We start from the raw sequence: 18,192 nt of genomic DNA on the forward strand, positions 1-18,192 counted from the left end.
GGGAAATTCTTGAGTCAGGAGGTTGTAAAGGCGGCGAATGTTAGCAGATGGGGGCGGATAAAAAAACGGCCGGAATCATATTCCAGCCGATCAAAGTATTCGTTGCTTGCTGCGGGAGCGTTACCCACATCGGCCGCTATTCTGCCCCCAGCGCTCGGCTTGGGCCATCAGATTATCCCTGCCTCAGGGCTCGGAATTTCCGAGTTGCCCCTCAGCCCGGCAGCTGGCGCTCGGCACAGAGCCGGTCGAAGGCGGCGATGACTCGTTCGCTGGTTATCTTTCCCATGGCGTCCGGATCCTTGAGGCGGGTACGCCAGTCGAGTGCCGCCAGCGGCTTGCCGGTCTCCTGCTCGATCAGTTCCTGATAGACGCTGACCGCGTGTTCGCGGCACAGATAGGGGCCGGTGCGATCCGGGTTGTGATGGGCGTAGAGGCCGATCACCGGGGTGCCCGCCAGGGTCGCCATGTGGGTGGGGCCGGTATCGGGGGCCAGCACCAGGCTAGCTTCCTTGATGAGTGCCAGCAGTTGCTTGAGGTTGGTCTGCCCCACCAGATCCACCGGTTTGCTCTGGCTCAGGTGCTGGATGTCGGCGGCCAGATCCCGCTCCAGCTTGGCCGGCCCGCCGCAGAGATAGACCTGAAACCCCTTGCTGGCGGCGTGATCCGCCAGGGCGGCATAGCCTTCGGCTGTCCAGTTCTTGAACGCCTTGCTGGCGGCGGCGCAGATGAGCAGGGTCGGTTTGCCGTCTATCTTCTCCTTGGCCCAGGCCTGGTGCCCGGCGCTGATGGGCAGTTGCCAGTCCGGGGTCAGATCCTGGATGCCAAGCTCCCTGGCGAAGGCGAGAAAGCCATCCAGCACATGGGGGGAGGCGGGGGAAGGCACTTGATGGTTGGTGAACAGCCACTGGCCGTCGTTGGCCCGCTCCTTGTCGAACCCGAGCCTGATCTTGGCCCTGATGCCCAGGGTGGCGATGCTGGCCCGCAGGGCAGCCTGCAGGTGGAGCAGGGCATCGAACCTGCGACCCTTGAGGGTCTGCCAGAGGTCGCGATAGCCACGCCAGCCCTTGCTCTTGTCGAAGGGGATCACCTCTACTCCGGGCAGATCGGCAAACAGGGTCGCCTCTATCTTGCCAGTGATCCAGGTGATGCGAGTCTCTGGCCAGGCTCGCTGGATGACGCGCACCAGCGCCAGCGCATGGCAGCAATCCCCGATGGCGGAGAGCCGCAGGATGCAGATAGAAGAGGGCGGCGTTTGGAACAGCGGCATGATGTGGCGCAATGGTGGCAAAATGGATGGATGGCATTATGCAAACTCCCTTGTGGATTGTAAAATTGCGCCAGCTGCCCGACCGGCACAGTCCCCATGACGGGATGCATTGCGCCCCACTATCGACCGGAATACTCATGATGCTGACACAGACCGCCCACAACCAGATCTGCTGGTATGCCGAAGGCGCCTTCCGCGACCCTTCCCCCGCGTTGTTCGATCCGGCCTGGTGGCAGACCCATCGGCAGGTGGTGGGCTCCGCCATAGGTCGCGGGGTGACCTGGTTCGTGAAGGATGAGTCACGCCACCTGGTGTTGCGCCACTATTATCGCGGCGGCATGGTGGGCAAGCTGGTGCGGGATCGCTTCTGGTTCGAAGGGGTGGAATCGAGCCGCGCCATGGCCGAATACCGTCTGCTGGCCCAGCTGAGCGAGCAGGGGCTGCCGGTGCCACGGCCATTCGCGGCCCGCATGGTCAAGCAGGGGCCCTTCTATCGCGCCGACATCCTGATCGAGCGCATTCGCGGTGCCAAGGATCTGGTGGCCCTGCTCAAGCAGGGGCCGCTCGCCGAGGAGGTGTGGCACAAGGTGGGTCAGACGGTACGCCGGCTGCACGAGGCCGGGGTCTATCACGCCGACCTCAACAGCCACAACCTGCTGCTCGACAAGGAGGGCAAGGTGTGGGTGATCGATTTTGACAAGGGGGCTATCCGCTCCCCCGGCAGCTGGCAGCAGGCCAATCTGGAGCGGCTGCAACGCTCCTTCAGCAAAGAGTCCCAGCTGCATACCAGCTTCCATTTCGTGCCAGAGAACTGGCAGGCCCTGATGGCGGGCTATCAAGGCAAGACGGGTTGATGGCGTTGCTGGGGCGGATGAAAGGGCACCAGGGAAAAGCGAGTTGACGCTGTTGCTCGGCGCAATCGCCAATGTTACTTATTGAGTGTTGCTGTCTGGGCAGACAGTCAGATCCGGTTTCGAGGCGCGTGATGGAAAGGTATGAGACTCCCGGGGTTGAGGTCATTACCCCGCTTGAGATGACGCTGAAGGCTGAAGCCATGGCGATGCTGGAGGCCGGGATCTGGACCTGGTCGGCCGAACAGGGCCTGAGGCGCGATCCCTCCTGCCTGCAACTGCTGGGGCTGGCGGGGAAGGAGCTGGATGACCTCGGCTGGCTGGCCCGGGTGCACCCGGATGACGGGCCCCGCCTGAGGGAGGCCATCGACGCCTGTCGGGAGGGGCGCAGCAGCGGGTTGCGGCTCGAGTACCGCATCCTGCACCATCAGGGTCACTACATCCGGCTGGAAGAGCGGGTGCGCCGTGACGAAGGGGGCCAGCTGCTGGGGGTGGTGCGCCATCTGGACGCGGCCATGCCCCAGCTGGACGATCGCCATGACACCGATCCCCTCACCGGGCTCGAGAGCCGCAGTCACTTCGAGTCGCTACTAGACGAGCGGCTGGCCAGCGAGAGCGGCAGCTTCTGCCTGCTGCAGTTCACCGTGGATCACCGCAGCAAGATATTGCAGCTGTTTGGCGAGGCCGCCTGTGACGCCATGCTGGCCAAGCTGGCCCGTATAGTGCGCCGCGAATTGCGGCGGGAAGATCCCTTCGCCCGCTGGGACGAGGACGGTTTCATCCTGATGCTGTCCCAGACAGATCGGCTGAGCGGCCTCGAGATTGCCGAACGGCTGCGTCTCGAGATTGCCGATGCCAGCCTGTTGCCCGAGCGGCCTGTGACCGTCAGCATCGGCCTGGTGCAGAGCCAGAACGCAGAGCAGCTCGATCACCTGCTGGCCCGGTTGGCCTCCTGCCACGGCCAGGCCAGGCGGGAACGCAACACTGTAGTTGGCTGATTTTTAGTCAGCGCTCATTCACCCGCTGACGCCTGTGAGCCAAAAGAAACCTGCACCCTTAGGCCTGGCGGTCGGCTGTTTTTCAGTCAGAGTTCGCTCACCCGCTGACGCCTGTGGGTCAAAGGAGGCCTGCATCGGCAGGCCTGGCGGTTCGTCACTCCGTGCTACGCGCCGGCTGGCGCTGGCAGACCCAGAGGGAGGCCAGCATCAGCAGGGCGCCGAGGCTGAGCCTGAACAGATCCGTATCCTTGCCCCAGAGCACCAGATTGACCAGCAGACCGGCCGGGATCAGGGCGTTGTTCATGATGGCCAGCACGCCGCTGCTGACCAGGGTGGCACCCTTGTTCCACAGGAAGTAGCCGAGCCCGGATGCCCCCACTCCCAGCCAGAGCAGTATGCCCCACTGCAATCCGCTCGTCGGGTATTGCGGTTGGCCCAGCAGCCACCAGGCGGGCAGGGCGATCATCAGGGCCCCCAGATAGAAGCAGCCGAACACTGCCAGCTGGGGCGGTTGCTGCGCCTCTCGCGCCAGCAGCACCTTGTAGCCGACCTGTCCGATGGCGAAGCAGAGGTTGGCCCCCTGCACCACCAGGAATCCCATCACATAGCTTTCGGTCAGGCCATCGAAGCGGATGACGGCCGCTCCCAGCACGGCGAGCAGGGCCCCCCACAGGTAGGCAGGCTTGAATTTGGACTCCAGCAGATCGTGGAGCAGGGTGACGTAGATGGGGGTGAAGATGGTGAACACCAGCACCTCCGGCACCGTCAGCAGCAGGAAGGAGTGGTAATAGAAGAGATACATGATGCCGAGCTGGGTGGCGCCGAGCGCCATCAGCTTGACGACCAGATCGGGTCTCAGCCAGCGGCGGCGCAGGAAGGGCAGGAACACCAGGCTGGCGAGGGCGATGCGGGTCAGCACGGAGAAGTAGGCATCCACCTGGCCGGCGAGGTAGACCCCGATCAGGCTGAAGGAGAAGGACCAGAGCAGGGTGACCCCTATCAAGTAGTTCATGTGATTGAATTGTCGTCAGTTGTCAATTTGGAGGGCGCTATGATGGCCGAGTTGGAAGGCGCGATCCAGCGTTTATGGGAGCAGTTGCCACAGATCGGCGCTTTTGCCTTCGAGGCGAGCAACGGGGCGGGTTCCGCGACCGACTGGAACGGCCGTGGGGAGGGGGAAGTGAGGGTGACCGATCATCGGGGTGGCTGGCTCTTTACGGAGCAGGGGCGCTATACCACGCCCCATGGCCGGGTGCTCAGCATGCACAACAGCTTCTGGTGGCAGCGCGGCGAGCGGGGGATCAGCCTCTCTCATCTGCGTCACCAGGCGCCGGTGCTGCTGTTCGAGCTGCAGCCTCAGGGGGACGGGCGCTGGCTCACCGCCGAGGCGCACCTGTGCGGTCAGGATCACTACAGCGCCGAGCTGACGCAGACCACGAGCGGTTTTCTGCTGGGTTGGGAGATCAGGGGCCCACGCAAGAACGAGCGGCTCAGCTACCGCTACTGGTCGGAGGGTGGGAAACCGGCATAAAAAAACCGGCGCAGAGCGCCGGTAGCGGGGACAAATCGGAGGTTTTTTTAAAAACGGTCCCAAAAACAGGAGAGATACACTCTCGTCACACATTCAGAGATGGCATTCAGGCATTCAGGGCATAGCTCAGCATGGCTTGCAGCTTGCTGTCGAAGAACCAGGGCAGGGTCAGCATCAGCAGGCCGATCAGTCCGGCCAGCCGGTGGCGATACTGCCAGCCGGCTATCAGTACCAGACCGCCGCACAGGGTGGTCAGGATGCCTGACATAGGCTGGCCTCCCGACGGGCACGACGCTGCTGTGCCCACTGGTTCAGGGCGACCGAGCCCAGGATCAGGGCCAATGCCACGGCCGTGGTGGAGTGCACCTGCTCGCCGAGGAAGAGGGCACCCAGCATGACGCCGAACAGCGGCACCAGGTAGTTGCTGAAGGAGGCGAAGGTCGGTCCCGCCTTCTGGATCAGCGCCATGTAGAGGAAGTAGACCAGGCCGGTACAGAAGACCCCCAGCACGGCCACGGCGCCTATGGCCTGCGAGCTCGGCAGGGTGAGGGCGCTCAGATCGGTGACGAAGGGCGCGGCCAGCAGCAGCTGTATGGCTGACGAGATCAGTATGTTGCGGGCCACCACCACGGGGTGGTCCTTGGCGAAGCGCTTGATCATCAGCAGGCCGATGGCGAAGCAGCTGGCGCCGAACAGTATGGCCATGGCGCCGAGCAGACCGGCGTTCATGCCGTTGGCCAGCTTGGGCCAGAACAGCACCAGCACGCCGACGAAGCCGATGGCCACGGAGAGCAGACCACCCTTGGTGATTCTTTCACCAGAAATAAACAGGGGCGCAGCCAGAATGGTCACAAAGGGGATACAACCCATGACCACGGCGGCGATGGCGCTGTCCACATACTGCTGACCCCAGGCCACCATGATGAAGGGGATGGTGGCATCGAGCAGGGCGATCAGCATATAGGTACGCCAGGGGGTGTGCTCGCTCTTGAGGCGCATGAACAGGCAGAGCAGACCCAGGGTCAGGCTGCCGCACAGGGCGCGACCGGCTGCCACCATGATGGGGGGCAGTTCGGTAACGGCCTGATGCATGAAAATGAACTGGGAGCCCCACAACAGGCCTATCGCCAGCAATAACAGATAGCTACGCATGTTAATCTCCGTGTAATTCGCCCGCGCATTCTATGCAATCTGCTACTATGCCAAAAATGAATTGTCGTCATTCAACTATGGCCAGTATCGATGGAACTCCCCCTTTCCCGCCTCGACCTCAACCTGCTCAATGTGTTCGACATGCTGATGCAGGAGCGCAACGTTACCCGGGCAGCGGAGCGGCTCCACCTCTCCCAGTCCACCGTCAGCCACGCGCTGGGACGATTGCGCCAGGCGCTGGATGATCCCCTCTTCGTCATGAGCCGACGGGAGATGATGCCGACCGAGCGGGCCAAGGCACTGGCCGGGCCGGTGCGCCAGGCGCTGGCCATGCTGGAGCAGGGCTTGCGTCAGGCCAAGGGATTCGATCCCGCCAGCGCCCAGCGGGTGTTTCGCATCGCCACCCCGGGCTCTGTGGAGCACGGCCTGGTGCCGACCCTGGTGGAGCGCATGGTCCAGCAGGCGCCCCATTGCCGGCTGGAGGTGTGCGAGCTGGCGGACAGCGACTACGAGCGAGAGCTGGAGAAGGGGGAGCTGGATCTGGTGATCGGCTTTGCCGGCGCCAACCACCTGTCGCCCCGCTTGTGGCGCGAGGAGTGGTTCAGCAATCCCCTGGTCTGCCTGTCGCCGCTCGGCAGCGCACTGCCCGATGAGCTGGGGCCGGACGAGCTGGTCAGCCGCCCCCACATCCACACCTCCAGTTGGGGGCACAGCCAGGCCATGGTAGATCTCTGGCTGGCCCGCTTCGGGGTGGCGCGGGAGCTGGGGGTCAGGTTGCCGAGCTTCATGGCGGTGCCACAGCTGATGGCGACCGGCCGCTATCTGGTGGTGGTGCCCGAGATGATAGGGCGCCACTTCTGCCGCCACTATCCGCTGCGGCTGCATCAGCTGGAGCCCGCCATCCCCATCGTCTACCTGATGGCGGGCCACCCACTCAGCGCCCACGACGAGGCCATCCGCTGGTTCAAGGGGCTGCTGCACCGGCTCGCCTTCGAGCGTTACGGTGCAGATGCGCTGGGTGCGCCGACTCAGCGCAACCCGGCGAAGTAATCCAGTCCCATGGCGCTTTTTACCTCCGCCAGCACCTCGTCGGTGAGGGCGCGGGCCTGCAAGGTACCCTGCTGCAACAGCTGCAGCAGCTGACGCTTGTCGGCGATGGCCGCCTGGCGCCGCTCCCGCATGGGGGCGAGCAGGGTCTGCAGGCAGTCGTTCAGCACCTGCTTGCAACGCATGTCGCCGAGGCCGCCGCGCTGGTAGTGGGCCTTCATCTCGGCCACCAGCGCCTTGTCCGGGTGGAAGGCATCCAGATAGGCGAACACGGTATTCCCCTCCACCTGACCCGGATCGCTCACCTTGAGGTGATTGGGGTCGGTGTACATGGCGAACACCGCCTGCTTGATCTCATCCCTCGACATGCCGAGCTCTATGGTGTTGCCGAGGGACTTGGACATCTTGGCCTTGCCGTCGATGCCGGGCAGGCGGCCGGTGTCGCTCAGGATCGGCTGGCACTCGGTCAGCACCTCCTTGCCCACCAGGGCATTGAAGCGGCGCACTATCTCGTTGGTCTGCTCCAGCATGGGTAGCTGATCCTCGCCGACCGGCACATGGGTGGCGCGAAAGGCGGTGATGTCGGCGGCCTGGCTGACCGGGTAGACCAGAAAGCCAGCAGGCAGGCTGCGCTCGAACCCTTTTTGTTGGATCTCCGCCTTGACGGTGGGGTTGCGCTCCAGCCGGGCGACGCTGACCAGGTTGAGGTAGTAGGTGGTGAGCTCGGCGAGGGCGGGCAGGGCACTCTGCAGGCAGAAGGTGGTCTTGGCCGGGTCCAGGCCTGCGGCCAGGTAGTCGGCCATCACCTCCAGCACGTGATCTGTCACCTTGGCCGGGTTGTGGCCGTTGTCGGTCAGCGCCTGCAGATCGGCGATCATCACGAATTGACGGTAATGGTGCTGGGCCTCGACGCGCTGGCGCAGGGAGCCGACGTAGTGGCCTATGTGCAGTTTGCCGGTGGGGCGATCGCCGGTCAGGATAATGGGGTTGTGCATGTCACTCTCTCCAGTGGGGTGGGCCGGGAGGCGACAAAGGGATGAAAACAATGACCGCCTCTCGGCGGTCACGGTGTTTTCTTTGGGAAAAAATACATAGAAAAGCAGTGCCGCCTGTTTATAAGCAGCACCACCAGTAATTGTGATTGACGATGGTCATGTTCATGGCAAATCAAGCTACGCCTGTTTGATCACTTCTGCAAGGGGACGACCAGCAGATCGCAGGGTACTGTATTCATCAGCTGACGGGCGCTGGAGGTGAGCAGGCTCCAGAAGCTCTGGCGATGGCCGCACACCAGCAGGTCTATCTGGTAATCCTTGACCGCCTGATTGACCCGCTCGCTCAGATCGCCGCAGATCACCAGCTTCTTCTCGATGGGGTAGTCCACCGAGGCGAGGAAGGCCTCCAGTTTCTCTTTCGCTTCGGCGATCACCTGATCCTGCACGTTGTCGATATCGATATCGATCATCTCGGTGTAGAGATCCTTGAGGTCCACGTCCACATGGATCACCGACAGCTTGGCGCCATTGGAACGGGCCCGGTCGACCGCCTTGTCGATCACCTTGCGGTTGTCTTCCGACAGGTCGATCGCCGCCAGTATGTGCTTGTAATAGGTTCCACTCATGGGAATTCTCCTCACTGATCCTGGGTTCACTATACCAATGTCCGCTGAAACTAAAACGGCGATGTCACCACAGTTTCAGGATTTGCATGGCAAGCCCGTACTCCCTGGTTGCCATTGCGGATAAAGAGTCGCACATATTTTGAACAGGAGTTTGAAGCCGATCACAGCCACTCTATTGCCCCGACCCAGGGAGGGGAATAGGATGTGCCCGTGCTTCGCAATGAACACAACACAACAAAAAGCATCTGAATAACGCTTTGGGGAGCCTTGTGCTCCCTCTTGTTTTTCTACCTTCCTTTCTCTGCTCCGACCCCCTTTATATCAAGGTAATCTGCTCCGTCATGGCTATGCTGTAGCCAATTCAAGCGGAGGTCTCTCATGATTATTCATCCTCAGATCCAGGGTTGCGTGGCCCGCAACTGCCATCCCATCGGCTGCCGCACCGCCGTGCAGCAGCAGATCGCCAGCGTCAAGGCGGCGGGCCCCTTCAACGGGCCCAGGCGAGTGCTGGTGCTGGGGGCCTCCTCCGGCTTCGGGCTGGCGTCGCGCATAGCGCTGACCTTCGGGGCCGGCGCCGATACCCTGGGCATCTCGTTCGAGCGCGGGCCTTCCGACAAGGGGCTCGGCAGCGCGGGCTGGTACAACAACATCTGGTTTCGCCAGGCGGCGGAGCAGGAGGGACGCATCGCCATCAACCTGATCGGCGATGCCTTCTCGGACGCCCTGCGCCAGCAGGCCATCGACTGCATCCGCCAGCAGCTGGGGCAGGTGGATCTGGTGGTCTACTCCCTGGCGAGCGGCCTCCGGGTGTTGCCGGATGGTCGCCAGGTGCGCTCGGTGCTCAAGACCACCGGCCAGCCCTTTAGCGGCTGGGGGCTGGATCTGGAGCAGGACACCCTGGTGCAGCAGTCATTGTCTCCCGCCACTCCTGAGGAGATCCGCGACACAGTCACAGTGATGGGGGGCGAGGATTGGCAGCTCTGGATGCAGGCGTTGCAGCAGGCCGATTGTCTGGCCCCAGGCGTGCAAACCGTGGCCTACTCCTACATTGGCCCTGAATCCACCTATCCCCTCTATAGAGACGGCACCATCGGTTATGCCAAGGAGCATCTGCACGCCACCGCCGAGACCATCAACCTGCAGCTGGCCGAGATTGGCGGTCACGCCTGGGTGTCGGTCTGCAAGGCGCTGGTGACCAAGGCGAGCGCCTATATTCCTGTGTTGCCGGTTTATCTGGGCCTGCTGATGGGGGTGATGAAGGAGCGGGGTGTGCACGAGGGCTGCATCGAGCAGATGCAGCGGCTGTTTGCCGCCAAGATGTACGGGCCCCATGGGGTGGTGGCCGACGGCAACCGCCTGATCCGGATGGATGACCACGAGCTGGATCCGGCCATTCAGGCCGCCGTCTCGGCGCTCTGGTCCAAGGTGACGCCAGACAACTTCCACGCCTTGGGGGACTTCGCCGGGCTGCGCCAGGACTTCATGGAGCTCAATGGCTTCGAGCTGCCGGGCGTCGACTATGGGGCGCCGGTGGATGTCGCCTCCCTGACCGAGCTGTTGCCCTGATCTGGGCGCTGGTGGTTCAGGCGACGTTGCAGGCTGGCTGGTTGGGGGCCGGAGCCAGTATGGTCTGATTGCGCCCCTGGCGCTTGGCCTGGTACATGGCCATGTCGGCCCTGTGGATCAGCTGGCTGAGGCTGTCATCGTCCGGTGAGCGCTCCGCCACCCCTATGCTGATGGTCATGTGGGGGGCGGCCAGGTAGGCGATCCGGTTTCTCAGCTGTTCGGCCAGCCGCCAGCAGGTGGCGCCGTCCTGCGTCATGGCCACCAGAAATTCCTCCCCTCCCCAACGCCCGACCTGTTGCAGGTCAGGTGCCCAGCTCTTCAGTTCCCGGGCCAGCTGCTGGATGGCCTGGTCCCCGGTCTGGTGGCCGTGCCTGTCGTTGATCTGCTTGAAGTGGTCGATGTCGATGATGAGCAGGGTCAGTGGCGCATCCAGCTGCCACTGCTGCGCCAATTGCTCCAGCAGGGCGCGGCGGTTCGGCAGCCCGGTCAGCTGATCGAAGGTGGCGAGCTTGTAGAGGTGGCGCGAGCTGCGGTGCAACCTGTGGGTGGTGAGCCCGAGCAGGATCAGGGCGCAGATCAGCAGGACGACCAGCATCAGCTGGTAGTAGCGGGCACTCTGCTGATACAGCAGTTGCTGGCGCTTGTTCTCGTTCTCCTGCTGCAACGCCAGGTTGCTGGCCTCGCTGCGGGCCAGGTCCATCTCGACCTGGAAGGCGGCGGCATGCTGGCTCAGGGTCTGGTTGAAGTGCTGCCTGTAGTGCTGCATGTAGCGGGTCATGACACCGTAAGCCTCGGGATAGCGTCCCAGATCTGCCAGCAGTCTGGCCTGCATCGCCTTGCCCTCTATGCTGACCGGGCCTGGCTGGGTCGTCAGCAGTTGCAAGGCCAGCTGGGTCTCCCCCCGTCCCTGCAGGGTTCTGGCCCGGATCTCGGTCAGGCGGGATGCGGCCTGGGGATAGCCCAGCCCCTCATAGATGGCCTGCGCCTCCTCCAGACTCTGCCAGGCCGAGTGCCAGTCTCGCTGCGCGTTGAACACCATGGCCCTGTAGCCTAGGACGATGGCGCGATAGTGGGGCGAGAGCCCGGGGGTGGCCAGCAGGGCATCGAGCAGTTCGCTCGCCCGGTCGGGGCGCCCCATGTCGATGTAGAGCCGCGCCATATTGGCCCGGATGATGGCCTGACTGTTGGGTTCGTTCAGTCGCACCATCTGCCCGAGGGCATCCTGATAGTAGGTCTCGGCCTCTTGGTGGAGGCTGAGATCGGCATAGAGGTTGCCAAGGGTCATCATCAGGCGGGCACACTGCAGGGTGGAGAGGGCGCTTCTGGGCCCTTTCTGCTTGAGCTGGAAGGCGGTCTTGAGCTCGGCGATCGCCTCCCTCATCTGTTGGGTACGGTAGAGGGCGAGGCCATTGAGGGCATGCCACTCGGACTCCTGCTGGACATGGCCCAGGATGGCCGGTCTGAGTTGGGTCAGCAGCTGGAGGGCCTGCTCGGGGGCCTCGGTATCCAGGGTCAGGGCAATCTGTTGCAATCTGAAGTCGAGCAGGCGCCGGCTCTCCTGCTGGGCACTGGCCAGCCCGCGGGCGCGGGCGTTGTCCAGCAGGGCCTGCTGGTAGCGTCCCAGTGCGGCCTGGGCAAGGGCTCTGGCGTGGAACAGCTCCATGTCCTGCTGCGGGCTGGCGTCGAGGCGCTGCAGATAGCCGACGGGATCCCGCGCCGCCTGCAATTCAGCCTCTTCCAGCAAGGAGGGAGTGGCCTGCAACTGGGTTATCCAGAGCAGCGCCAGTGCCATAATGAATCTCATTGAATCCTTTCCCCGACCACTGGCGCCATCATAATGGCTGACGCCACCTACACCATGTTTCTTTGCTTCTCTATAACCGTATGGGGGACAGGATGAGGCGAGTCCGGGTCACAACTGCGAGTGCTGACCGCCGTATCTGGTTGCGTCAGGATGCAACAGTGGCGACAATCGTGACCAAATCACAGTGGAGAATCATCATGTTGGCCAAAGCCATGATCGAGAAGTTGAACGAGCAGATTAATCTTGAATTCTATTCCTCCAATCTCTACCTGCAGATGAGCGCCTGGTGCGAGGACAAGGGCTTCGAAGGGGCTGCCACCTTCCTGCGCAAGCACGCCGCCGAGGAGCGCCAGCACATGGAGCGCCTGTTCACCTACGTGAGCGAGACCGGTGGCATGCCGCTGCTGGGGGCCATAGATGCGCCTCCCCACGAGTTCAACTCCCTGGGGGACATCTTCCGCACCACCCTGGAGCACGAGTACCACATCACCAAGTGCATCAACGGCCTGGCCCATGTGGCATTCACCACCCAGGACTACTCTACCTTCAACTTCCTGCAGTGGTACGTGGCCGAGCAGCACGAAGAGGAGAAGCTGTTCAAGAGCATCGTCGATCGTCTGTCGCTGGTGGGCGAAGATGGCAAAGGTCTCTACTTCATCGACAAGGAGCTGGCCGAGCTGGCCAAAGGCGCCCCTGCCAGCATCATGGACGGCAACGCCTGATAGTCGTGGACACTTAGTGTTCAGCCAGTACAATAACGGCCCCTTATGACTGGGGCCGTTTTTTTTGATACTGACGGGAAAGAAGCTGATTTCCAGCCGGGACAATAACGGTTCTCTACAACAGGGGCCGTTTTTCTTTTGATGGGTGCGTGATGATGAAGCAGTGTGATGTGGTGGTGATCGGGGCCGGGGCGGCCGGCTTGATGTGTGCGGCCCAGGCCGGTTATCGGGGGCGATCCGTGCTGCTGCTGGATAACGCCAAGAAGCCGGGCCGCAAGATCCTCATCAGCGGCGGCGGTCGCTGCAACTTCACCAACCATCAGGCCGGTCCCCACGCCTTCCTTTCCGGCAATCCGCACTTCTGCAAGTCGGCGCTGGCGCGCTACACCCAGCAGGACTTCATCGATCTGGTGGACAGGCACGGGGTGAATTATCACGAGAAGACCCTGGGCCAGCTGTTCTGTGACGAGAGCGCCAAGGAGATAGTCGAGGTGCTGCTCACCGAGTGTGACTGGGCCGGGGTGACCCTGCAGTGCCAGACCGAGATCCTCTCCGTCAGCAAGACCGAAGAGGGCTTCGTGCTGACCACCAGCCAGGGAGAGATCGCCTGCCAGTCGCTGGTGGTGGCCACCGGTGGCCTCTCCATGCCGAAACTCGGCGCCACCCCCTACGGCTTCAAGCTGGCGGAGCAGTTCGGCCTCAATGTGCTGCCCACCCGCGCCGGGTTGGTGCCCTTCACCCTGCATCAGGCCGAGAAAGAGGCGTTCGCCGATCTGGCGGGGGTCAGCCTGCCGGTGGCGGTGACCGCCGAGGATGGTACCCGCTTCAAGGAGGCCATGCTGTTTACCCATCGCGGTCTCTCGGGCCCCGCCATACTGCAGATCTCCTCTTTCTGGCTGGCGGGGGAGAAGATCCACATCAACCTGCTGCCCGAGCTGGATATAGCGGCTGCCCTCAAGGCCTGGGCGCTGGCGCACCCGGCCCAGGAGCTGAAAACAGTGCTGGGGCGCGAGTTGCCCAAGCGCTTCGTCGACAAGCTGGTGGAACTGGGGCAGCTCCATAGCAAGCCGATGCGCCAGTACAACGAACGGGAGCTGGAGGCGGTGGCCACCCTGCTGGGGGACTGGCAGATACTGCCGAACGGTACCGAAGGCTATCGCACCGCCGAGGTGACCCTGGGGGGGGTGGATACCAACGAGCTCTCCTCCAAGACCATGGAGGCGCGCAAGGTGCCCGGTCTCTACTTCGTCGGTGAGGTGGTGGACGTGACCGGCTGGCTCGGCGGCTACAACTTCCAGTGGGCCTGGTCATCGGGCTGGGTGGCGGGCCAGTACTGCTGACTCCCCTTGTTCTGCTCTACCTCAGACGCGGCCGCTCAGGCCGCGTTTTTTATGGGCTGTATCCCTTGCGGGGCATTCGCTATCCCTTTCTAAGGGTTGGCAAGAACGCGGTCAGCAGGCCGATCAGCGGCAGGTAGGCGCAGAGCTGGTACACGGTTTCTATGCTGGTCGCATCGGCCAGCTGGCCCAGCAGGGCGGCGCCTATGCCCCCCATGCCGAAGGCGAAGCCGAAGAAGAGGCCGGAGATGGTGCCGACCTTGCCGGGCACCAGCTCCTGGGCGTAGACCAGGATGGCGGAGAAGGCCGAGGCCAGGATGAGGCCGATAATGACCGAGAGTACCGAGGTCCAGAACAGGTCGACATGGGGCAACAGCAGGGTGAAGGGGGCGACGCCCAGAATGGAGATCCAGATCACCCGCTTGCGGCCGATGCGGTCACCGACAGGCCCACCGAGCACTGTGCCCGCTGCGACGGCGAACAGGAAGGCAAACAGATGGAACTGGGCGCTATCCAGCGACAGGTTGAACTTGTCCATCAGATAGAAGGTGTAATAGCTGCTCAGGCTGGTCATGTAGAAGAACTTGGAGAACATCAGCAGGCCCAGGATGGCCAGCGACCAGCCGATCTGGCGGCGGCTCAGGCCGCTGCCGGCATGGGCCTTCATCCGCTTGTGGAAGTTGGCCCCGTGATGGCTGGACCAGCGCCCGACCAGGCAGAGCACCATGACGCCCACCAGTGCGAACAGCGAGAACCAGGCCGCGCTGCCCTGGCCCTGCGGCACTATGATGAGTGCGGCGAGCAGCGGACCTATGGCCGAGCCGAGGTTGCCGCCGATCTGGAACAGGGATTGGGCCAAGCCCGGCTGGCTGCCGGCCGCCATGCGGGCGACCCGGGAGGATTCCGGGTGGAAGACGGACGAGCCCATGCCGATCAGCATGGCCGACAGCAGCACGGCGCCAAAGCTGCCCGCCTGTGACAGGGAGAGCAAGCCGATCAGGGTGAAGCCCATGCCGAGGGGCAGCGAATACGGCATGGGCCTGCGGTCTGTGTAGAGGCCGATCAGCGGCTGCAACAACGAGCCCGTGAACTGGTAAGTGAGGGTGATGAGCCCTATCTGGGTGAACGACAGGTCGAGCCCCAGTTTCAGCAACGGATAGATGGCCAGCAGCACCGACTGCATCATGTCGTTCAGCAGGTGCGAGAAGCTGATGGCGGCAATCACCGGATAAGTGGTGGTGTTCAGGGGGTCGGCCGAGGGCAGGGCGGCGATCGGCGTGTCGGTACTCAAGGTCTTGTCCATGGGTGAGGTATCTGCGGTTTCATACTCCCTCTACCATGCCTTATCCCGGTGCGTCTGGACATAACCAAAGTGGGTGAACGTCGGGGCTGCCCTCGATCGGCGTGCAAGCCGTTCATGCTGAAGGTGTGTGGATGGCAGGTCAGATCTTGTGCTTGGCGCGTGGCGGATTAGTATAGAAAGCCTGCCGCCGCTATCCGGCCCATCGCCCGCCATGGAGGGAACATGTTCGAAAGCCTGGGAGTCATCAACGTCTGGACCTATCTGGTGGGGCTCTTCTTCATCATCATAGCGCCGGGCCCCAACTCGATTTATGTGCTGCGCACCGCCGCAGTGCGGGGCATAGGACCTGGCTATCGCGCCGCCCTCGGGGTCTTCGTCGGCGATGCCATCCTCATCTTCTGCGCCTACCTGGGGATTGCCTCCCTGATCCGCACCACCCCCTTGCTGTTCACCCTGGTGCGCTACCTCGGCGCCATCTATCTGCTCTATCTGGGGGTGAAGATCCTCCATGCCAACTTCATTGCCAAGGGCGAAGGGCAGGAGTTCGCGGTGGAGCTGGGGGAGCGCTATTTCTCCAAGGCCCTCACCTTAAGCCTCACCAACCCCAAGGCGATCCTCTTCTACGTCTCCTTCTTCGTGCAGTTCATCGACTTCAGCTATGCCCACACCTGGATCTCCTATCTGGTGCTGGCCGGCATGCTGGAGGCCATGAGCTTCGTCTACCTCACTCTGCTGATCTTCGGTGGCACCCTGATGGCGCGCTTCTTTGCGCGCAAGGTGCGTCTCGCCAAGCTGGGCAACGGCCTGATCGGCCTCTTCTTCATGGGCTTCGCGGCACGGCTGGCGACTCTCTCCTCTTGATTTGCTCTGCAAGAGTTAGTTTCGGAGGAGAAGTAATCAATCGTGCAGTGTTTGGTGACCATTTTTAGACTCAAAAAAGCCGGGTGTTCCCGGCTTTTTCGTCAATCAAAGGCATAGAGTGTGCCACCCTTCGACAGCGCTAAAAATTGCCCTGCAGAGGGATATATTCCGGTAATATTACGAAGTTGACGCTGGGAGCCATTTTCTATATTCATTTGGTCACCCCAAGCGATCACCGTGCCATCATATTTAAGCGCGGCGAATGAGTTTAGCATGGGTGTCACGGATGCTATATTATGCCGGCTTATATCAAGCAGGTTGTCGTCATACTCATTACTGTAACCACCCCATGTGAACAAGTCACCGGCAGTATCAATTGCTGCAAAACCACTGTAATTACTGATTATGGACTTAATATTGGTCAGTGTTTTTATAGTTGCCTGCGATTGCTCATTTATAGCGTTGCCATAGCAGTGAGCCTGAGACACCGAACCATCGGACATTTGTAACATCATCATCCCTGTCCCGAAAGCAGTTACCACCTTTAAACTTCCCTTTCCATTAATATTGGCTGATGCGCCACCACAATCAATATATTCACTACTGATTGACAACCCATAATTATTACCACTCACAAGGCGGTCAACACTACTTACTTGGGACATTAAATGTTGCGTGTCATAGGGATACGTATATGCGACTCCCTCGCTATCTAGCACTGTGAAACCATAAATACCAACGGCGACATCAATGGCATTAACATCTTTTATGGAGAAACCGCTGCAGATATCATAACTCCATGCTGATATGGTCCCATCACCATGTAGAGCGACAACGCCATATGCTTGAGGGGATGAAGTGACTTTCTTTACATTGTTTAGATGAGACTGGCATTGGTAAGGAGGGACTTGTTCACTCCAAGTGACAATGGTCCCATTACTACGGAGTGCTACGAACCCTCCTTGCATTGCTTGTAAGTCGATAATGTCCGAAATAATTGTAGGGCCATTCAGACTATCGGTGTGGGTCAAAACTTCACCAGATGAAGTAAAGGCAGCAAAGCTACTAAAAGAAGAGGACAGTACTTTGATTAAATCATTACTCACTATACCTGTATTTACAATGTTATTTTGCTCTATTTTGAGCAAAGCATTGTCAGTACTTCGTATTGCGTAAGCAGAAGAGATATGGCTTCCCGGGAAAACTTTTTTTATATTCTCGACTAGTGTTACGGGTTCAGAAACTGCGGCGTGTAAGGATGTGGTGAGCAGCATACTTGTTGAGAGTAAAAAACTTGTTAAAGATAGCTTTTTCATTTCTGGATCATCCATGGTTAATGTGAGGTGTTATTTTTTATGAATCCCCCATAGTTACAACAGATGTTGTTGTGGGATTTTTCTGTTTTTATTTTTACGCTTGTTATTCGATCAGCATATCTAAAATGCTTATTAGGACTAACAATCTTTTCCTAAAGATACAAATTTATGTTGATAAATAATAATGTGCTGACTACCTAACTGACCAATTTTTCTATTGTGATAAATTTCCCCTGGTAATAAGTACTTACTCTCAGCATCATGGTCTGGTTGTTCACAACCTTGTTTGATCATGAACTCAAAATAAGTGTTGCCGGAGTTGCGAATAAAATGCTGGGTAGTATTCAGTTGATAGTTGAAATGAACCTGACGCGGGCGAACGACCAAGATGGACTGCAGTGCCAACTTCACCTCTACTGCACCACGGCGCAGTGTCTGGCCACCTTCATCAATCTGGGCAGCCGGTGACTCTGTGAAGGTGATGCGATAGTAACGTTCCAAGGCATCCGCCGGACCCTTGTAGTAGAACTTGACGTTCTGTGCATGTTTGGCATGTAGCGTGAAGCGCTTGGGGGCAAACAGCAGTTCACCCGGAATCGTGGGAACCGCCTGACCTGTGGCCGTGGGGTCACTGATCTTCTCCATCTGCACTTCGTACACCTTGGGCGAGGTACTGTTGTTGGTGACGGTGCGGGTGATGAAGTCTTCCTTCGGCGCCATGGCAATGGTCATGGCGCCTATGTCGATGGCCATGGCCTGTGAGGCCAAGGCGCCAGCCAGCAAAGGCCAAAGAATACGATACATGCTGTTCTCCGT

Annotated in this window: 18 protein-coding genes; 8 read left to right on the plus strand and 10 right to left on the minus strand. The window is 60.7% G+C overall.

The features are described from left to right. Nucleotides 1–211 precede the first annotated feature (211 nt). Nucleotides 212–1,279, minus strand: a complete 1,068-nt coding sequence (locus WIR04_RS00185) for a glycosyltransferase family 9 protein (protein WP_420883467.1) — start codon at nt 1,277–1,279, stop codon at nt 212–214. 128 nt (nt 1,280–1,407) lie between these two features. Here WIR04_RS00185 and WIR04_RS00190 point away from each other — a divergent pair, with 128 nt between their 5' ends. Beyond that, nucleotides 1,408–2,121 carry a 3-deoxy-D-manno-octulosonic acid kinase gene (locus tag WIR04_RS00190; protein ID WP_338892661.1) on the plus strand — a complete coding sequence of 238 codons (714 nt, stop codon included), beginning with the start codon at nt 1,408–1,410 and terminating at the stop codon, nt 2,119–2,121. A 131-nt stretch (nt 2,122–2,252) separates the two neighbouring features. Further along, on the plus strand, nt 2,253–3,116 hold the full coding sequence (locus WIR04_RS00195) for a GGDEF domain-containing protein (protein ID WP_338889594.1): 864 nt from the start codon (nt 2,253–2,255) through the stop codon (nt 3,114–3,116). A 154-nt stretch (nt 3,117–3,270) separates the two neighbouring features. Here WIR04_RS00195 and WIR04_RS00200 read toward each other — a convergent pair whose 3' ends face one another. Beyond that, a complete protein-coding gene (locus WIR04_RS00200; RefSeq protein ID WP_338889596.1) occupies nt 3,271–4,128 on the minus strand; it encodes a DMT family transporter in 858 nt (285 codons plus the stop codon). Nucleotides 4,129–4,170: 42 nt separating this feature from the next. Here WIR04_RS00200 and WIR04_RS00205 point away from each other — a divergent pair, with 42 nt between their 5' ends. Further along, nucleotides 4,171–4,647, plus strand: coding sequence for a DUF6314 family protein (locus WIR04_RS00205; RefSeq protein ID WP_338892663.1), 477 nt, complete (start codon nt 4,171–4,173; stop codon nt 4,645–4,647). A gap of 106 nt (nt 4,648–4,753) precedes the next feature. On the opposite strand, the gene WIR04_RS00210 is transcribed toward WIR04_RS00205, so the two are convergent. Then, nucleotides 4,754–4,915, minus strand: coding sequence for a hypothetical protein (locus WIR04_RS00210; RefSeq protein ID WP_338889598.1), 162 nt, complete (start codon nt 4,913–4,915; stop codon nt 4,754–4,756). Beyond that, nucleotides 4,900–5,799 carry a DMT family transporter gene (locus WIR04_RS00215; RefSeq protein WP_338889600.1) on the minus strand — a complete coding sequence of 300 codons (900 nt, stop codon included), beginning with the start codon at nt 5,797–5,799 and terminating at the stop codon, nt 4,900–4,902. The genes WIR04_RS00210 and WIR04_RS00215 overlap by 16 nt, the downstream gene beginning before the upstream one ends. Nucleotides 5,800–5,889: 90 nt before the next feature. Between WIR04_RS00215 and WIR04_RS00220 the strand changes: the two genes are divergently transcribed. Continuing rightward, the gene (locus WIR04_RS00220; protein ID WP_338889602.1) at nt 5,890–6,849 is read left to right on the plus strand and encodes a LysR family transcriptional regulator; all 960 of its coding nucleotides are present in this window, start codon (nt 5,890–5,892) and stop codon (nt 6,847–6,849) included. On the opposite strand, the gene trpS is transcribed toward WIR04_RS00220, so the two are convergent. Both trpS and WIR04_RS00230 read right to left on the minus strand, forming a co-directional pair. Continuing rightward, nucleotides 6,828–7,841, minus strand: coding sequence for a tryptophan--tRNA ligase (trpS, locus tag WIR04_RS00225; RefSeq protein ID WP_338889604.1), 1,014 nt, complete (start codon nt 7,839–7,841; stop codon nt 6,828–6,830). The two genes, WIR04_RS00220 and trpS, sit on opposite strands and share 22 nt — an antisense overlap. 191 nt (nt 7,842–8,032) lie before the next feature. Further along, a complete protein-coding gene (locus WIR04_RS00230) occupies nt 8,033–8,467 on the minus strand; it encodes a universal stress protein (protein WP_025325220.1) in 435 nt (144 codons plus the stop codon). A gap of 378 nt (nt 8,468–8,845) precedes the next feature. Between WIR04_RS00230 and fabV the strand changes: the two genes are divergently transcribed. Next, nucleotides 8,846–10,033 carry an enoyl-ACP reductase FabV gene (gene fabV, locus WIR04_RS00235; protein ID WP_338889606.1) on the plus strand — a complete coding sequence of 396 codons (1,188 nt, stop codon included), beginning with the start codon at nt 8,846–8,848 and terminating at the stop codon, nt 10,031–10,033. Between the two features lie 16 nt (nt 10,034–10,049). Here fabV and WIR04_RS00240 read toward each other — a convergent pair whose 3' ends face one another. After that, nucleotides 10,050–11,825 carry a diguanylate cyclase domain-containing protein gene (locus tag WIR04_RS00240; RefSeq protein ID WP_338892665.1) on the minus strand — a complete coding sequence of 592 codons (1,776 nt, stop codon included), beginning with the start codon at nt 11,823–11,825 and terminating at the stop codon, nt 10,050–10,052. A 209-nt stretch (nt 11,826–12,034) separates the two neighbouring features. On the opposite strand from WIR04_RS00240, the gene ftnA reads away from it, so the two are divergent. Further along, on the plus strand, nt 12,035–12,559 hold the full coding sequence (gene ftnA / locus WIR04_RS00245; RefSeq protein WP_025325223.1) for a non-heme ferritin: 525 nt from the start codon (nt 12,035–12,037) through the stop codon (nt 12,557–12,559). 155 nt (nt 12,560–12,714) lie between these two features. Further along, nucleotides 12,715–13,899 carry an NAD(P)/FAD-dependent oxidoreductase gene (locus WIR04_RS00250; protein WP_338889609.1) on the plus strand — a complete coding sequence of 395 codons (1,185 nt, stop codon included), beginning with the start codon at nt 12,715–12,717 and terminating at the stop codon, nt 13,897–13,899. A 79-nt stretch (nt 13,900–13,978) separates the two neighbouring features. On the opposite strand, the gene WIR04_RS00255 is transcribed toward WIR04_RS00250, so the two are convergent. Next, nucleotides 13,979–15,199, minus strand: coding sequence for an MFS transporter (locus tag WIR04_RS00255; RefSeq protein ID WP_338889611.1), 1,221 nt, complete (start codon nt 15,197–15,199; stop codon nt 13,979–13,981). Between the two features lie 222 nt (nt 15,200–15,421). On the opposite strand from WIR04_RS00255, the gene leuE reads away from it, so the two are divergent. After that, nucleotides 15,422–16,060 carry a leucine efflux protein LeuE gene (gene leuE, locus WIR04_RS00260; protein WP_338889613.1) on the plus strand — a complete coding sequence of 213 codons (639 nt, stop codon included), beginning with the start codon at nt 15,422–15,424 and terminating at the stop codon, nt 16,058–16,060. Nucleotides 16,061–16,161: 101 nt separating this feature from the next. On the opposite strand, the gene WIR04_RS00265 is transcribed toward leuE, so the two are convergent. Beyond that, entirely contained in the window at nt 16,162–17,376 is a 1,215-nt protein-coding gene (locus tag WIR04_RS00265; protein ID WP_338889615.1) for a hypothetical protein, read from the minus strand. A 138-nt stretch (nt 17,377–17,514) separates the two neighbouring features. Further along, the gene (locus tag WIR04_RS00270) at nt 17,515–18,180 is read right to left on the minus strand and encodes a fimbria/pilus periplasmic chaperone (RefSeq protein WP_338889617.1); all 666 of its coding nucleotides are present in this window, start codon (nt 18,178–18,180) and stop codon (nt 17,515–17,517) included. Nucleotides 18,181–18,192 lie beyond the last annotated feature (12 nt).

It is taken from the genome of Aeromonas rivipollensis, from assembly GCF_037811135.1.
Classification (GTDB): Bacteria; Pseudomonadota; Gammaproteobacteria; order Enterobacterales; family Aeromonadaceae; genus Aeromonas; species Aeromonas rivipollensis.

Coding starts and splice junctions, on each gene's coding strand:
- WIR04_RS00215 (WP_338889600.1), bottom strand. CDS start 5,799: ATGCGTAGCTATCTGTTATTGCTGGCGATAGGCCTGTTGTGGGGCTCC.
- WIR04_RS00220 (WP_338889602.1), top strand. CDS start 5,890: ATGGAACTCCCCCTTTCCCGCCTCGACCTCAACCTGCTCAATGTGTTC.
- trpS (WP_338889604.1), bottom strand. CDS start 7,841: ATGCACAACCCCATTATCCTGACCGGCGATCGCCCCACCGGCAAACTG.
- WIR04_RS00240 (WP_338892665.1), bottom strand. CDS start 11,825: ATGGCACTGGCGCTGCTCTGGATAACCCAGTTGCAGGCCACTCCCTCC.
- leuE (WP_338889613.1), top strand. CDS start 15,422: ATGTTCGAAAGCCTGGGAGTCATCAACGTCTGGACCTATCTGGTGGGG.
- WIR04_RS00230 (WP_025325220.1), bottom strand. CDS start 8,467: ATGAGTGGAACCTATTACAAGCACATACTGGCGGCGATCGACCTGTCG.
- WIR04_RS00250 (WP_338889609.1), top strand. CDS start 12,715: ATGAAGCAGTGTGATGTGGTGGTGATCGGGGCCGGGGCGGCCGGCTTG.
- fabV (WP_338889606.1), top strand. CDS start 8,846: ATGATTATTCATCCTCAGATCCAGGGTTGCGTGGCCCGCAACTGCCAT.
- WIR04_RS00265 (WP_338889615.1), bottom strand. CDS start 17,376: ATGAAAAAGCTATCTTTAACAAGTTTTTTACTCTCAACAAGTATGCTG.
- ftnA (WP_025325223.1), top strand. CDS start 12,035: ATGTTGGCCAAAGCCATGATCGAGAAGTTGAACGAGCAGATTAATCTT.
- WIR04_RS00270 (WP_338889617.1), bottom strand. CDS start 18,180: ATGTATCGTATTCTTTGGCCTTTGCTGGCTGGCGCCTTGGCCTCACAG.
- WIR04_RS00200 (WP_338889596.1), bottom strand. CDS start 4,128: ATGAACTACTTGATAGGGGTCACCCTGCTCTGGTCCTTCTCCTTCAGC.
- WIR04_RS00205 (WP_338892663.1), top strand. CDS start 4,171: ATGGCCGAGTTGGAAGGCGCGATCCAGCGTTTATGGGAGCAGTTGCCA.
- WIR04_RS00195 (WP_338889594.1), top strand. CDS start 2,253: ATGGAAAGGTATGAGACTCCCGGGGTTGAGGTCATTACCCCGCTTGAG.
- WIR04_RS00210 (WP_338889598.1), bottom strand. CDS start 4,915: ATGTCAGGCATCCTGACCACCCTGTGCGGCGGTCTGGTACTGATAGCC.
- WIR04_RS00255 (WP_338889611.1), bottom strand. CDS start 15,199: ATGGACAAGACCTTGAGTACCGACACGCCGATCGCCGCCCTGCCCTCG.
- WIR04_RS00190 (WP_338892661.1), top strand. CDS start 1,408: ATGCTGACACAGACCGCCCACAACCAGATCTGCTGGTATGCCGAAGGC.